Source organism: Saccharopolyspora hattusasensis (assembly GCF_050972075.1).
Lineage (GTDB): Bacteria > Actinomycetota > Actinomycetes > Mycobacteriales > Pseudonocardiaceae > Saccharopolyspora > Saccharopolyspora hattusasensis.
In genome coordinates, this window is the sequence record NZ_JBPCDC010000001.1 from 1,635,475 (window position 1) to 1,650,133 (window position 14,659).

General features: G+C 70.7%; 11 protein-coding genes. 3 read left to right on the forward strand and 8 right to left on the reverse strand.

The genetic code is table 11. The features are described 5' to 3' along the window. Window positions 1-27 precede the first annotated feature (27 nt). The gene (locus tag ACRXBZ_RS06790; RefSeq protein ID WP_433878306.1) at window positions 28-1,392 is read left to right on the forward strand and encodes an MFS transporter; all 1,365 of its coding nucleotides are present in this window, start codon (window positions 28-30) and stop codon (window positions 1,390-1,392) included. Between the two features lie 44 nt (window positions 1,393-1,436). Here ACRXBZ_RS06790 and ACRXBZ_RS06795 read toward each other — a convergent pair whose 3' ends face one another. Genes ACRXBZ_RS06795 through ACRXBZ_RS06805 form a run of 3 tightly spaced genes read right to left on the reverse strand, consistent with a single transcriptional unit; the run spans window position 1,437 to window position 6,936 of the window. Continuing rightward, window positions 1,437-3,461 (reverse strand): PIG-L family deacetylase, encoded by a 2,025-nt coding sequence (locus ACRXBZ_RS06795; RefSeq protein WP_433878307.1) that lies wholly within the window; start codon window positions 3,459-3,461, stop codon window positions 1,437-1,439. Then, window positions 3,458-5,953 carry a GtrA family protein gene (locus ACRXBZ_RS06800; RefSeq protein WP_433878308.1) on the reverse strand — a complete coding sequence of 832 codons (2,496 nt, stop codon included), beginning with the start codon at window positions 5,951-5,953 and terminating at the stop codon, window positions 3,458-3,460. The genes ACRXBZ_RS06795 and ACRXBZ_RS06800 overlap by 4 nt, the downstream gene beginning before the upstream one ends. A gap of 8 nt (window positions 5,954-5,961) precedes the next feature. Beyond that, window positions 5,962-6,936, reverse strand: a complete 975-nt coding sequence (locus ACRXBZ_RS06805; RefSeq protein ID WP_433878309.1) for a glycosyltransferase family 2 protein — start codon at window positions 6,934-6,936, stop codon at window positions 5,962-5,964. Window positions 6,937-7,135: 199 nt separating this feature from the next. Here ACRXBZ_RS06805 and ACRXBZ_RS06810 point away from each other — a divergent pair, with 199 nt between their 5' ends. Beyond that, complete coding sequence (locus ACRXBZ_RS06810; RefSeq protein WP_433878310.1) at window positions 7,136-9,205, forward strand: S9 family peptidase; 2,070 nt, start codon at window positions 7,136-7,138, stop codon at window positions 9,203-9,205. Window positions 9,206-9,266: 61 nt separating this feature from the next. On the opposite strand, the gene ACRXBZ_RS06815 is transcribed toward ACRXBZ_RS06810, so the two are convergent. The 5 genes from ACRXBZ_RS06815 to cmk all read right to left on the reverse strand — a co-directional run bounded on the left by ACRXBZ_RS06815 (window position 9,267) and on the right by cmk (window position 13,969). Then, window positions 9,267-10,343, reverse strand: coding sequence for a sensor histidine kinase (locus ACRXBZ_RS06815; RefSeq protein ID WP_433878311.1), 1,077 nt, complete (start codon window positions 10,341-10,343; stop codon window positions 9,267-9,269). Between the two features lie 5 nt (window positions 10,344-10,348). Continuing rightward, the gene (locus ACRXBZ_RS06820) at window positions 10,349-11,020 is read right to left on the reverse strand and encodes a response regulator (RefSeq protein ID WP_433878312.1); all 672 of its coding nucleotides are present in this window, start codon (window positions 11,018-11,020) and stop codon (window positions 10,349-10,351) included. Window positions 11,021-11,139: 119 nt separating this feature from the next. Further along, on the reverse strand, window positions 11,140-12,570 hold the full coding sequence (der, locus tag ACRXBZ_RS06825; protein ID WP_433878313.1) for a ribosome biogenesis GTPase Der: 1,431 nt from the start codon (window positions 12,568-12,570) through the stop codon (window positions 11,140-11,142). Then, window positions 12,567-13,241, reverse strand: a complete 675-nt coding sequence (locus ACRXBZ_RS06830) for a lysophospholipid acyltransferase family protein (protein WP_433878314.1) — start codon at window positions 13,239-13,241, stop codon at window positions 12,567-12,569. Before ACRXBZ_RS06830 ends, der begins: the two co-directional genes overlap by 4 nt. Further along, complete coding sequence (cmk, locus tag ACRXBZ_RS06835) at window positions 13,238-13,969, reverse strand: (d)CMP kinase (RefSeq protein ID WP_433878315.1); 732 nt, start codon at window positions 13,967-13,969, stop codon at window positions 13,238-13,240. The genes ACRXBZ_RS06830 and cmk overlap by 4 nt, the downstream gene beginning before the upstream one ends. A 146-nt stretch (window positions 13,970-14,115) precedes the next feature. Here cmk and ACRXBZ_RS06840 point away from each other — a divergent pair, with 146 nt between their 5' ends. Continuing rightward, complete coding sequence (locus ACRXBZ_RS06840) at window positions 14,116-14,598, forward strand: cation:proton antiporter regulatory subunit (protein WP_433878316.1); 483 nt, start codon at window positions 14,116-14,118, stop codon at window positions 14,596-14,598. Window positions 14,599-14,659 lie beyond the last annotated feature (61 nt).

The following is a 14,659-nucleotide window of genomic DNA, read 5'->3' on the forward strand; positions in this document are numbered from 1 at the left end:
GGAAGTTCCGATCCCTTGGAGACAGTGATGTCCCAACAGACCTCTGCGGATGCCGAGCCGTTGCGGCCGGCCAGCACACTCGACCGCATCGGTATCCCCAGGCAGCTGTTCTGGGGCTTCATCGCCGTCCTGATCTTCATGATCGGCGACGGCGTGGAGACAACCTTCCTCTCGGACTACCTGCAGCAACCCGAGGGCGGCGGACTGCCCGGCGCGACCGCGGCGTTCGCCACGGTCACCCTCTACGGCGTCGCGGCCATGATTGCCGCTTGGTTCTCCGGGACGCTCTCCGCGATCTGGGGCCCGCGCCGGGTCATGTGGCTCGGTGGCGCCTGGTGGGTGGTGTTCGAGGCGCTGTTCCTGTTCGTGGCGCTGCCGTCGCACAACGCGACGCTCATCGTGGCTACCTACGGCATCCGAGGCTTCGCCTACCCGCTGTTCGCGTTCGCGTTCCTGGTGTGGGCACAGATCGCCAGCCCCACCAAGATGCGCGGTTCGGTCGCCGGGTGGTTCTGGTTCGCCTTCACCGGCGGCCTGCCGACCCTGGGCGCGGCGCTGGCCGCGGTCTCCATCGGCGTGTTCGGCCTGAGCCAGCACGGCACGCTGGTGCTGTCGCTGGCGGTGGTCACCATCGGTGTGCTCATCGGTAGCTTCGCCGTCCGCGAGGAGCACGGCCTCAAGCCGATCGCCGACGAGACGGTTTCCAATCCGCGCAGCCTCAAGCGGCTGGGCGAGGGCGTGGACATCCTCTGGCGCGACCGCCGCACCCTGGCCGGTGGCCTGATCCGCATCGTCAACACCGCGCCGCAGTACGGCTTCTTCGCGATGTTCCCGTTCGTGCTCGGCCCGGCCACCCCGGGCGGCGGCTTCCTGACCGCCCCGCAACTGGCCACGCTCGCGTCGATCAGCTACGGCGCGAACATCGCCGCGAACCTGTTCTTCGGCGTGTTCGGCGACCGCTTCGGCTGGCGCCGCACGATCACCTGGTTCGGCTGCGTGGGTTGCGCCGTCGCGACTCCGCTGTGGTACTTCACCGCGGTGTCCACCCAGAGCTTCGCGGTGACCGCCACCTTCGGCGTCGTCTACGGCATCCTGCTGGCCGGGTTCGTCCCGCTGTCGGCGCTGATGCCGTCGATGGTCTCGCCCAAGGACAAGGGTTCGGCCCTGGCGATCCTGAACTTCGGTGCCGGTGGCGCGGCGTTCGTCGGCCCGGTCGTGGTCACGATCCTTTACCCGCTGGTCGGCGGCGGCGGGGTGGCCATCGCGTTCAGCGCGCTCTACATCCTGGTGGCGATCCTGAGCCTGAGGGTCAAGGACAGCTGCGACCCCGGTGAGCAGAAGCTGGCGCAGCGCGCCGCGCTGCACGTCACGACGGCCCGCTCCTCGGCGTAAGTTCCGCCGCCGTCGTCGTGAGCCCGCGTCCCGAGGACGCGGGCTCACCTGATCTCCAATCTGCGGATGCCCCGTCCTTCAGGATGGGGAGGAACAGATCTCGCGTGTCGGTCGCGTAGCGACCGCTGATAGTCTTGATTTCGGTAGGTGAGACCTACCACCCCCACGCAAGTGGGAACACCCGAGCAAGTACGTGGGTACCGCTGGTCGAGCGGGAACCCGGACCACCCCGGTCCGAACGCCTGAGTGAGATCGTGTGAGACCGAACCGCCACGGTGGGGACGCTGCGGTCGTTGAAGCAGGAAACTCAGTCCGCGAGGACTGAATCTCCTTCCTTCAGGGAGGAGAGAAGTCAAGTGCATTCGGCCGTCGTCGCCGAGCGCGACAAGGTGGCGGCCGTCCGAGGTGAAGGCGGGCCGTCCGACGATCCGGCCGGGCAGGACGGCCATCGTGGTGCCGAGCACCACGATCCGCCCTTCGCCGTCGCGGACCGCGACGACCGGGATGTCGCCGTCCAGCACGGCGAGCGCGGGATCGGAGGTGGCAGGGGTGGCAGTGGTGGCAGCGGTGGCGACCACGGACCATCCCGCGTGTTCGCCGAGGACGACCACGCGCCCGGTGGCCGCCTCGCGGAACGCCGCGAACGCCCGGTGGCCGCGGGCCACGGCAACGGATCCGGCCGGGTGGTGCGTTTCCGGCGGCGCGACGAGCCGGGAACCGGTGCCGTCGAGCCGCCAGTGCAGCAACCCGGCCTGCGCGGTGGCGAAGACGTGCGCCTCACCGGTGCCGGCCAGGAGCACCGAGACGGCGTCGTCGACCCCGGTGCCGCCGAGGTCCGTCCAAGCTGCCTGGTCGGCGAACCGGACGCTCACACCGCCACGGGCGTTGCGGACCGCGACCAGCACTCTCCCGCCCGGTGCCGCGACCGCCGCCGGCGGTCCGACCTGGCCGAGCGGCGCATCGGTCGGCGGGGAGCCGAGATCCTGCCAGCGGTCCGGCCCGCTTTTCAGGAAGATCGCGCCCGTGCGGTCCTGGACCACAAGGGTGTCCGGGCCGGCGAACCCCGGCGAACCGGCACGCGGCACGAAACCACCGGTGTCCACAACGGACTCACGTGATCCGTTTCCCCTCAACAACTTTCCGCCCCGAACGTAGACGTAAACGGGCTCGCCGTCGCGACCGGTCGTCGCCCAGTTCGTGTTCCACGGCCAGCGGTGCCGCATGCTTCGCAGCCACGTCGCATAGGGCTCCCCCATGCTCACCTCGGCGTCGTGTGCCGCGTAGCGCGCGAAGATCTCCCGTTTGCCGGCGACGATCTCCGCTGGCAGGTTCGGCGGCGCGTCGGCGACGTTGTAGTCGCGGTAGTGGATCAGGTGCGCCGATCCGGCGGACCGCATCGCAAGCTCCGCGAATCGCGCCGTCATCACGTGGTCGGGGTGGTTGTGGTGGGGTCCCCACTGCGGCTGATACCTGGGGTCCGGTTCGGGGTCATGGGTCCGCACGATCGTGGGCGCGAACCTCCGGTAGAGCTCTCCCAGCGCGTCGATGACGGATGCCCGGTCGTGAATGCTGCTGCCCGCCAGCACAGATCCGTCCGGCCGCAGTGCCTCGACCCGGGTGGCCGCGTCGTGCCAGAGCCGGGTCAGCGCATGCCTGCCGCCCGCAGTGTGCGGATCGTTGTCATCGGGCAGGTTCAGGAACACCAACCGCACCGTCGGCCGATCGCGCAAGGTCTGCACCTCGGCTTGACGCCCCCCGGGCAGCGGCAGCCCGGCACGGTCCCAGACGTCGGGCGCCCCGGCCATCGCCGCGAACGCCGCCCGCGCCCCGGCCTGCCGCCGCGCGGCATACCGCCCCGCGGGCCGCACATCGCTCTCCCCGGCCGTCAGGAACACGGTCGTCACGGTCGCTCCGGAACGGATCGAGATGGCCAGGTCCGGGTTCATGAACAGGATGTCGTCGTCGGGATGCGCCACGACCTGCAGGTGGGAACGCATCTGCGCCGCAGCGGCGGGATCGACGAGCGCAGCGATCAGCAGCAGCGCGATCGCGGCGGCGAATCCTCTCATCGCGTTCGCCTCCCCGGCTGCAGCGCAGCTACGGACAGCGCGAGCGCGAGCAGCGCTCCGGCGCAAGCCAGCAGGAGGTGCAGGGCGAATCCGGGCGGGCTCCAGGACAGCGCGAGCGTGCCGCCGGTCAGGCCGGGTGGGAGGCGAACGGTGAGCAGCCCCGCGTCAGTTCCGGCGACCGGCACCCGGCGACCGTCCACCGTGGCCTGATAGCCCGGCCAGGCCAGGCGCGCGAAGACCAGCTCGGCCCCATCTGCGGTGCGGCCGAACCGCACGGTTTCGTGCCGCTGCCCGTGCTGCCGGTCGTCGAGCACCTGCACCCCACGGCCGGCGCTGAGCCGCCCGCCCGGCCATGGCAGGGCCGTTTCCCGTTTGAGCACAACGACATCCGCATCGCGCCGGGTGACCTGCCAGCCCGCCGGAGCTTCGGGAACCTCGCGGAGCCGGCGCTGCACCACGACGTGGGTGACCTTGAGCCGGTCGACCAGCCCATCCGGCTGCCAGAGCCGGTCGTAGGCCTGCGGGCAGGTGGCCCCGTAATAGCTCAGGCAGAGCCGGGTGTGCAGGGCATCGTGCCCGATGCCGGTGTAGGAGACCAGGCTCGCGACCCCTGCGGCCGCGTGCATGTTGCCGAACAGCAGGTGCTTCCAAGCGCTTCGTGAGGCGACGTCGTCCGGTGGGATCAGGTTGCGGTCGGCGATCTGCAACACGGTGCCGCCGTGGAATTCCGCGTAGCGGGAACGGAGTTCGGCGATCGATGCCGGGAAGTTGTAGACGGCGACATCGCGATTCGCCGGAAACCACAACATCTGCAGGGCAAGCGCGCAGGCCGTGCCGAGGTGCAGCACCGCGGCCATCAACTGCCTGCGGTGCAGGATCAGTACGGCCGCGAGCAGCACTGCGATCATGCCCAGCGACACCAAATGCTTCGGGGCCAAGGAAGGCCACGCCGCGAACGAGAGATACCCGCCGAGCAACACGGTCCCGGCCGAGCAAGCCAACCGCACCTTGAAGTGATCAGTGCGCAGCCCATGCGAAAGCGACACGGCAAGCAGCACTGCCATCGCCAGGTGGAGCACGACCACATGCCGCAGCGGCCAGCGGAACAGCCACACGTTGGACGGCCCGAGGCACAGCAGGAAGTAGCAGCCCGCGATCAACGCGGCGCACCGGCAGCGGCGCCACAACGCCCCGGCGGACCGCCAGTCCAGCCAGGCCAGCAGCGGGACGGCGAACCAGGCGAAGTAGGTGGCGGGCACCGACATCCGGAAGGTGCCGAACGACAGGATCTGCGGCACGAACGAGGGCATGCTCGCGTTCAGCAGGTCGCCGATGCCCGGCACCAGCTGACCGATGTTGAACAACTCGCGCCCGGACCGCCACCCCACCGCCGAGGTCTCCAGCACCGGGAAGAAGATCAGCGGCAGGCTCGCCGCGACCGCCACGCCCACCAGGACCAACCGCCGGATTCCCGGCCAGTTCCGCCCGGTCTCGGCCAGCAGCCCGGCGAAGATCGCGCCCAGCGCCAGCACCCCGTATGGATCACCGGCGGAAACGCACAGATAGCACAGCATCCACGCCACGAAGGCCGGCAGCCGCCCGTCCAGCACACGGCGCAACGCCCACCAGGCCCACGGCAGCCAGGCGAAGCCCATGAGCCCGCCCGCCCAGGTGGCGGCCTGGAAGTACAGCACGAAGCCGGACACCGGCAGCGCCACCGCAAGCACCGACGAGATCCCGCGGCCCGCCCCATAACAGCGGCAGAGCAAGAAGGTTCCGACGCCGAGCGTGACGAGGAACTGCGTTTTCACCACCGCGGCACCGATGGCGAGATCGCCGAGCCACACCACCAGCAGGCAATCCAGCAGGTGCACGGGATTCCAGATCCCGAACAGCGATTCGGCGGCCAGGTTACCGCCCATCCACGAGTCGAGGTCCAGCCCGAGCGGCCAATCCCCGGTCAGCAGCCGCTCGCCCAGCCGGTGCCACATCGGCAGGAACTGCGCCGCGCTGTCGTCCCAGAAGTAGAACGACGGGTTCACCAGCACCGGAACCTGGCTCAACAGCGCGACAGCGACCCCGACCCCGACCGCGCTGCGCCATTCGAGCAGCGGCAGCCGCTCGGTCAGCACCGCCCTGCTCAGCAGGAAGGTCACGGGCACCACGACCAGACCCGCCGCGACCGGAGCCAGCCTCGAATCGACCTCGAACACCGCCACCGAAACGGCGACGACGGCGGTGCTCAACCCGATCACGGCCAGGTTGGACAGCGGGAACAGCAGCAGGGTGCGCCGATTCGGCGCCACCTCGAAGGTGAACCGGCAGTTGAGCAGGTACGAGCACAGCGTCGCCGCTACGGTCGCGACCAGGTGCGCCAGCAGGTACGGCACCAGCAGCCACAACGCCAGGTAGACGGTGCAGTGCACGGCCGTGTTCGCGCCGCCGACGAGCGCGAACCGCAGGAGCTCCGATCTGCTTGTCTTGCACCACATCGCTCCCCCTACGAAGCCAACTCGGCGGCCGGGTGCAACCGGCGCTCGCGGGCCTGCGGGTGGAATTCCGGGCTCGACTCCTTGACCAGGTAGTGCGGCCGGCGCTTGGCCTCGAAGTAGCTCTTGCCCAGGTACTCCCCGAGAACCCCGAGGAACAGCAGCTGCAGCCCGCCCAATCCGACGACCCCGGCCAGCAACGTCGCGTAACCGGGCACGTGCACACCGTCCACAATGGTGTTCACCACGACGAAGAGCACGTAGGCTCCGGCCAGCAGCGCCACCAGCACGCCCAGGTAGATCGACAGCCGAAGCGGCCTGCTGTTGAACGAAGTCAGGCCGTCGATGCCGTAGTTCACCAGCGCACCGAACGTCCACCGCGAACCCCCACCGCCCCGCGGCACGTTCCGGAACGACACGTACGCCGTGTCGAAGCCGATCCACGCGAAAAGCCCCTTGGAGAACCGGTGGTACTCCGGCAGCGACAGCACCGCGTCGACCGCGCGGCGCGACAGCACCCGGAAATCCCCGACCCCGTCCTGCAACCGCACGTCCACGAGCCGACCGCACACCCCGTAGTACACTTTGGACAGAGTCGACCGGAAGCGGCCCTCACCGTCGCGGCTGCGCCGCGCGACGACCTGGTCGTAACCGGAGTCCAGCAGGTCCAGCATCCGCCGCAACAACAGCGGCGGATGCTGCAAATCGGCGTCCAGCAGCGCAACCCGGCGGCCCCGCGCATGCCGCAACCCGCACAACATCGCCGCTTCCTTCCCGAAGTTGCGGCTCAGCGACACGTAGCGGAAACGCGGGTTCAGCGCCGACAACCGGCGCGCCTCGCGCAGCGTCCGATCGGTGCTGCCGTCGTCGACCAGGATCACTTCGTAATCCCGGACGCGCCCGGACAACGCCGCGACCAGCGCGTCGTGCAACCGTTGCAGGCCGCGCTCCTCGTTGAAGCACGGCACCACCATCGAGAGGTACATGGCAGGTCTCATCCCAGGTCGGTCGACCCCCGCAGAACCGGGAAGCCGCTGTGGGCCAAAACGAATCGGCGTCGACCGTAGGATTCGGGCCGCGCTACACCCCCTACCGACACACGGGCGAATAATCCACCCGTGGCGGCTTTTCGCCGCACCGCCACCCGATCGCGCAAATGCCCGGTGGAAATGGCAGGCTGGCCGCATGCCGTCAGCGTCGTTCCCCCGCCGCAGCGCCCGCACCCAGGGCTTCACCCTGGGCGCGCCGCGGACCTTCACCGCCGGTGCCTCCGTGCTCTTCCTGCGCTCAGCGGGCGGCACCGATCGCAGCAACGCCCTGTGGGCCCTCGACACCAAGACCGGCCAGGAGCGGATGCTCGCCGACCCGGGCGCGCTCCGCACCGACGACGAGGTCTCGCCCGAGGAGCAGGCCCGCCGGGAACGAGCCCGGGAGCGGGCCCTGGGCATCACCGGTTACGCCACCGATCGCGACGGGCACCTCGCCGCCTTCACCATCTCGGGGCGGCTGTTCGTGGTCGACGTCGCAACCGGTGACGCGCGCGAACTGCCGGCGCAGCAGCCGGTGGCCGACCCCAGACCCGACCCCGACGGGAACCGGGTGGCCTACCTCTCCGGCGGCCAGCTGCGGGTGATCGATGTGGACGGTTCCGGTGACCGGGCCCTGGCCGAACCGGACGGCGCCGACATCACCTGGGGCGCGGCGGAGTTCATCGCCGCCGAGGAAATGGACCGCCACCGCGGCTACTGGTGGTCCCCGGACGGTTCGCGGCTGCTGGCGGCCCGCGTGGACGAATCCCCGGTGCAGCACCTGTACATCGCCGACCCGTCCGCCCCGCTGAGCAAGCCGACGGCCATGCGCTACCCGGCCGCCGGCACCGCCAACGCGGACGTGTCTCTGGCCGTCTTCGACCTCGACGGCAACCGGGTGGACGTCGACTGGGACCGCCAGGCCTTCCCGTACCTCGTCACCGCGCACTGGTCCCGGCACGGCCGGCCGCTGATCGCCGTGGAAACCCGCGACCAGCGCACCCAACTCGTCCTGGCCTTCGACCCGGCCACCGGCCGGACCACCGAGGTACACCGCGACACAGAGCCGCACTGGGTGGAGATCAAACCCGGCTGGCCCGCCTGGACCCCGAACGGCGACCTGGTGCGCATCAGCGGGGACGACGGCGCGTACCGGCTGGTCGTCGGCGACCAACCCTGGACCGCCGCGCCCCTGCAGGTGCGGGCCGTCCTCGACATCGGCGACGAAGACATCCTGATCTCCGCCTCGGAGCAGGACCCGACTCAGCTGCACCTCTACCGCGTCACCGCCGACGGTGCCCGGCGGGTCACCGACCGGCCCGGTGTCCACATCGGAACCCGCTCCGGTGATGTGCTGGTCGTCGCTACGTCCACGCTGGACGAACCCCGCACCCGGGTCCGCGTGCACCGCGGTGAGCAGGAAATCGCCGAGATCGGCAACCAGGCCGACGACCCCGAGATGAAGCTCAACGTCGAACTGCTCAGTCTCGGCGACCGCGAGCTGTGCAGCGCCCTGCTGCTGCCGGGCGGCTACGACCCGGCCGACGGCCCGCTGCCGGTGCTGCTGGACCCCTACGGCGGCCCGCACGCGCAACGCGTGCTCTCCCGCCAGCAGGGCTACCTGACGTCGCAGTGGTTCGCCGACCAAGGCTTCGCGGTGCTGGTCACCGACGGCCGCGGAACGGGCGGGCGAGGCCCCGAATGGGACCGAGCCGTCGCCGGTGACCTGGCAGGCCCGCCGCTGCGGGACCAGGTCGACGCCCTGCACGCGGCCGCCGAAGCGCACCCCGAACTCGACCTCGGCCGGGTCGCCATCCGCGGCTGGTCCTTCGGCGGCTACCTCGCCGCGCTGGCCGTGCTGCGCCGCCCGGACGTTTTTCACGCCGCGGTCGTTGGTGCCGGGGTGGTCGACTGGCGGCTGTACGACACCCACTACACCGAGCGCTACCTGGGCGACCCGAACGAGGTCCCCGACGTCTACCTGAAGAACTCGCTGCTCGCGGACGCCGGAAACCTGCAACGCCCGATGCTGATCGTGCACGGCACCGTGGACGACAACGTCGTCCTGGCCCACGCGCTGCGGCTGTCCGCCGCGCTGACCGCGCGGGCCCGCCCGCACAACGTGCTCCCGCTACCGGGCGTCAGCCACCTGCCGACCGAGGAGACCACCACCGAGAACCTCCTGCTGCTGCAGGTGGACTTCCTGCGCAAGTCGCTGGCGCGCTGACGCCGGGCGTCTCCGAACTCGTTTGCGCCCGACTCGTGAATGCCGATTCGACGGCGGACGCTCAGCGCTGCTGCGGCAGGACGGCCACCAGCTCGAAGCCACCGTCCTCCGACGGCCCGGCGGCCAGCCACCCACCTGCCATCTGCACCCGCTCCGCCAGGCCGGCCAGCCCGGAACCGCCGCCGCCGACCTCGACGGCCGGTCCCTGCCGGTCGGGGGCGCCGTTGGTGACGGCGACGTGCAGCGAGCCCTCACGGAACGCCAGCCGCACCTTGATGCCGGCACCGGGCGCGTGCTTTGAAGCGTTCGTCAACGCCTCCTGGACCACCCGGTAGGCCGCGCGCTCCACCGCGGGCGGCACCGCGTGCGGGTCACCGATCTCGGACGAAAGCTCCACATCCACACCGGCGGCACGCGCCCGCGTGACCAGCTCCGGGATCGTGCGCAACCCGGCCTGCTGCCCGGGCGTGCCGAGCCCCAACGTCGCGCGCATCTCGTCCAGCGCCTGCTTCGCCAGCCCGCGCAGCCGCCCGGCGGTGTCCTGCGCACCGGGATCCTCGGTGGTGGCCGCCAACACCGCCGACTCGACCGCGATCAAGGTCACGTGATGCCCCACCGCGTCGTGGATCTCCCGTGCGATCCGGGCCCGCTCCTCCGCGCGCGCCGTCTCGGCCTTCGCCTGCAGCTCCGCCTCGGTGGCCGCCTCCAGCTTCCGCAGGCTGTCGGCCAGCTGCTCCCGCAACGCCACCAGCGCCCCCAACGCCGTCGGCGCGCCCGCCGCCAGCAGCACGAATGCCACGGTCAGGATGATCGACCCGACCCCCAGCGATTGCGTGATCATCACCGGTGCCACGGCGACCGCCGCGGTCAGCAACACCCAGCGGGCCAACATCCGGATCCGCGGCTGCGCGCGCCCCAACGCGTACAACGCCACGACCGTCGGCGCCCAACCCAAACCACCGGCCAACGCCGGCATGCACAGCAGCACCGCGATCCGCGGCCACCGCCGCAACAGCAGCAGCGCCGAAGCCACCAAACCGGACACCGTCGCATAGCTGAACGGGTCGGGCGCGGCCAGCACGGCGGCCGCCGGAATCCCGACGACCAGCGCCTCGACGCCAAGCCTGGACCAGCGCACCGACCTCACCGGAAGCCGCCCGCCACGCGCTGCGCGATCAACGCGGCCTGCACCCGGTTCTGCGCGCCGAGCTTGCTCAACACCGTCGACACGTAGCTCTTGACCGTCGCCTCGGTCAGCCCGAGCCGGACCCCGATGTCGGCGTTGGACCGACCATCCGCCAGCAACTGGAGCACCTGCCGCTCCCGCCCGGACAACCCCTGCACCAGCTGCGTCTCGTGCGTGTTGCCGGACAGGCTGCGGAAGCTCGGCAACAACCGCGCGGTGATCCGCGGATCCAGCACCGCCCCACCGGCCGCCAGATCGTGCACCGCCCGAACCAGCGCCGCGGGCTCCGCGTCCTTGAGCAGGAACCCTTGCGCCCCGAACCGCAAGGCATCGGCCACGTAGTCGTCCAGGTCGAACGTCGTCAACACCGCCGACGCCGGCGGATTCGCCAGCGTCGCCAAGTCCCGCAACGCCGTCAGCCCGTCCTTGCCGGGCATCTGCACGTCGATGAGGGCGACGTCGACGCGGTACGCGCGCACCGCGGCCAGCAACTCGTCCCCGTTGCCCGCCTCCGCGACCACCCTGATCGAACCGTCGCCCTCCAACAACACGCGCAGGCCACGCCGCAGCATCGCCTCGTCGTCGGCAAGCACAACGCGGATCGGCCCCCCGCCGTCCTCAGCCCGCACCTCGCGGCCACCTCCCCTGTTCCGAGGGTCGCCAGCAGATTAGCGGGGCCGCGAAACCGCAGCGCACAGGCACCCGTGAGTGTTTGTGGGTGCTATAGCACCCACAAACACTCACGGACTCAGCGGCGCCCGCCCTTGGCCTTTCGCTCCCGCACCCGCACCGAGATCCGCACCGGGCTACCCACGAACCCGAACGTCTCCCGGAACTTGCGCTCCAGGAACCGCCGGTACCCGGCCTCCAGGAACCCGGTGGTGAACAGCACGATCGTCGGCGGCCGCGACTGAGCCTGCGTGGCGAACAGGATCTTCGGCTGCTTGCCGCCCCGCACCGGCGGCGGGTTGGCCGCGACCAGCTCGGAAAGCCAACCGTTCAACCGGCCGGTGGAGATCCGGGTGTCCCACGAATCCAGCGCCGTGCGCAGCGTCGGGGCCAGCTTCGCCACCGCGCGACCGGTCTTCGCCGACACGTTGACCCGCTCGGCCCACCGCACCCGCACCAGCTCGCGGTCGATCTCCTTCTCCAACTGGTGGCGGCGGTCCTCGTCGACCAGGTCCCACTTGTTGTAGGCGATCACCAACGCCCGGCCGGCCTCCACGACCATGGTGATCACCCGCAGGTCCTGCTCGCTCAACGGCTCAGAACCGTCGATGAGCACGATCGCCACCTCGGCCGCCTCGATCGCGGCCTTGGTGCGCAGCGACGCGTAATACTCGGTGCCGCTGGCGGTCTTCACGCGCTTGCGCAGCCCGGCGGTGTCGACGAACCGCCACACCTCGCCGTCCAGCTCCACCAGCGAGTCCACCGGGTCCACCGTGGTGCCCGCGACGTCGTGCACCACCGACCGCTCTTCCCCGGTCAGCTTGTTGAGCAGGCTCGACTTGCCCACGTTCGGCTTGCCGACCAACGCCACCCGCCGCGGCCCACCGGTCGCGCCGAAGATCTCGCGCGGCGTCTCCGGGAACGCCTCCAGCACGGCGTCCAGCAGGTCACCGGAGCCACTCCCGTGCAGCGCGCTGACCGGCATCGGCTCGCCCAGACCCAGCGACCACAGCGAATGCACGTCCGAGACGAGGCGCTGGTCGTCGACCTTGTTCGCGGCCAGCAGCACTGGGCGCTTGGACCGGCGCAGCACCCTGGCCACGGCCTCTTCGGTCTCGGTGGCACCGACCCGCGCGTCCACCACCAGCAGCACCGCGTCGGCGGTGTGGATAGCCAGCTCCGCCTGCGCGGCCACCGACGCCTGCAGCCCCTTCGCGTCCGGCTCCCAGCCACCGGTGTCGACCACCGTGAAGCGGCGCCCGTTCCACAACGCGTCGTAGGCCACCCGGTCCCGGGTGACACCAGGGGTGTCCTGCACGACGGCTTCCCGACGGCCCAGCAGCCGGTTCACCAGCGTCGACTTGCCCACGTTGGGACGGCCGACCACGGCCAGCACCGGCTGCGGCTTCGTCGGCTGCTCGCCCTCGACCGCTTCGACCTCGTCGAACTCAGCCCACTCGGCCTCGTCGGACCACGTGCCGTCCATGCCTTCCACCGACTCGTCGGTCACGCTCGTTTCCCTCTCGAATAGTCTTGGCTCTGGTTCGCGACCAGCCGATCCAACTCGGCGATCAGCTCGACCAGTTCGGTGCGCACCGCCTCGGTCGCCACGACCAGCCCGGTGCGACCCTTGCCTGCTGGCAGCGCGATCGGTTCCCCGAACAACACGTGAATCTTGGGTAGCAGCCTACGGCCCGAGCCGTCCGGGCGACGCGTGCCCCGGCAGGCCACCGGCAGGATCCGCGCCTCCGACGCCCGCGCCAGCCACGCCGCCCCGTGCTGCGCGTTGGTCACATCACCCTCGCCCCGGGTGCCCTCCGGGAACACCCCGACGAGACCACCGGCCCGCAGCACCCGCACCGCCGCCAGCAGCGGGGTGCGGTCCGGCTCGCCGCGGCGCACCCCGATCTGCCCGATGCGGCGCAGGAACCAGCCCAGCGCACCGCGGAACATCTCCTGCTTGATCAGGAACACCGCGTTGCGCGGGATCATTCCGAACAGCAGCGGCCCGTCCATCATCGAACTGTGATTGGCCACCAGCACCACCGGGCCGGTGCGCGGGATCCGCTCCGCGCCGTGGATCCGCACCCGGTACGGCAGCCGCACGATCCGCCGCGAAATCCACTGGCCGAACCGGTGCATTCCACCGGACGCTCCCTCGGGCAGGGTCTCGTCGCTCATGGCGTCGTCCGCTCCGCCGCGACCAGCAGGCCACGGCTCTCCACATGCTTGTGCAACTGCGCGAGCACCTCCACCACGCCCAGGTCCGTGGTGTCGAGCTCCACCGCGTCGTCGGCCTTGCGCAGCGGCGCCACCTTCCGCCCGGAGTCCAGCGCATCCCGGCGCTGCACGTCGGCGTGGGTCCGGTCCAGGTCACCGGCCCGCCCCTCGGAGACGTCCTGGGCGGTGCGGCGCTGCGCGCGGGCGTGCGCGGATGCCGTCAGGTAGACCTTCAAGCCCGCATCCGGCGACACCACGGTGCCGATGTCGCGCCCCTCGACGACCATGCCGCCCGGCGACACCAGCGCCTCGCCGATCAGCTTCCGCTGGTGGGCGACCAACTGCTCCCGCACCTGGGCGACCGCCGACACCGCCGACACCGCGCCGGTCACCTCCGGCCCGCGGATCTCCCGCCCCACGTCCGAGCCGTCCAGGAAGATCTGGGGGCCCTCCGGATCGGTGCCCACCGTCAGCCGCGCCGCGCGCACCACACCTGCCACCGCGGCCGGATCCGACGGGTCGGCATCGGCGCGCAGCACCGCCAGCGTCGCGGCGCGGTACATCGCGCCGGTGTCGAGGTAGGTAGCCCCCAACGCGGACGCCAACTTGCGGGACACCGTCGACTTGCCGGTGCCCGAAGGGCCGTCGAGCGCCACCACACCGCGGAGCCTGGCGTGTGCCACGTGCATGTCCTTCCCGAGCCGGAACCGATCGGCCCGACACCCGGCCGGACCAACCGTCAATTCTGCCTGGTCCGCCCCTGCGGATCCCAATCGCATCCAGATCCATCCGGACCGGGGACAAATGCGAAGGATCTACGAATAAGGTCTTGGGCGTGGATGTAACTGTGACCCCCTTGCCGGGGCTCGGCACGCAGCAGGACTTCACCACCCGATCCGGCCACCGCATCGGCGTGATCACCTACCGGGACGGCCGGTTCGAGCTGATCGTCTCCGACCACGAGGACCCGGACAAGGTGGCCGCATCGGTCGCCCTGACCACCGCCGAGACCAGCACGCTGGCCAACCTGCTGGGCGCCCCGCAGCTGGTCGCCCAGCTCAACGAGCAGCAGAGCGAGGTCGCCGGGATCACCACCTGGCAGCTGTCCGTCGCCCAGGGCTCCCCCTACGCCGGCCGGACCCTCGGCGACACGGAGATGCGCACCCGCACCTCCGTGTCGATCGTCGCGGTCGTCCGGGACGGCACCGCACATCCCTCACCGCGGCCGGACTTCCAGTTCGCCGCCGGCGACCTGGTGGTGGTCGTGGGCACCGCGAAGGGGCTGCGCGCAGCCAGCGAAATCCTGGAAAAGGGCTGATCCAGCCCGTCCCGAACACTTTCCCGGCCACCTGACCGGGACACGCGTCACCAACGGCGGT

Bases quoted from the DNA above. Each gene is read 5' to 3' on its own strand.
- cmk (WP_433878315.1), bottom strand. From the start codon at position 13,969: ATGCACGTGGCACACGCCAGGCTCCGCGGTGTGGTGGCGCTCGACGGC.
- ACRXBZ_RS06810 (WP_433878310.1), top strand. From the start codon at position 7,136: ATGCCGTCAGCGTCGTTCCCCCGCCGCAGCGCCCGCACCCAGGGCTTC.
- ACRXBZ_RS06800 (WP_433878308.1), bottom strand. From the start codon at position 5,953: ATGTGGTGCAAGACAAGCAGATCGGAGCTCCTGCGGTTCGCGCTCGTC.
- ACRXBZ_RS06795 (WP_433878307.1), bottom strand. From the start codon at position 3,461: ATGAGAGGATTCGCCGCCGCGATCGCGCTGCTGCTGATCGCTGCGCTC.
- ACRXBZ_RS06790 (WP_433878306.1), top strand. From the start codon at position 28: ATGTCCCAACAGACCTCTGCGGATGCCGAGCCGTTGCGGCCGGCCAGC.
- ACRXBZ_RS06805 (WP_433878309.1), bottom strand. From the start codon at position 6,936: ATGTACCTCTCGATGGTGGTGCCGTGCTTCAACGAGGAGCGCGGCCTG.
- ACRXBZ_RS06830 (WP_433878314.1), bottom strand. From the start codon at position 13,241: ATGAGCGACGAGACCCTGCCCGAGGGAGCGTCCGGTGGAATGCACCGG.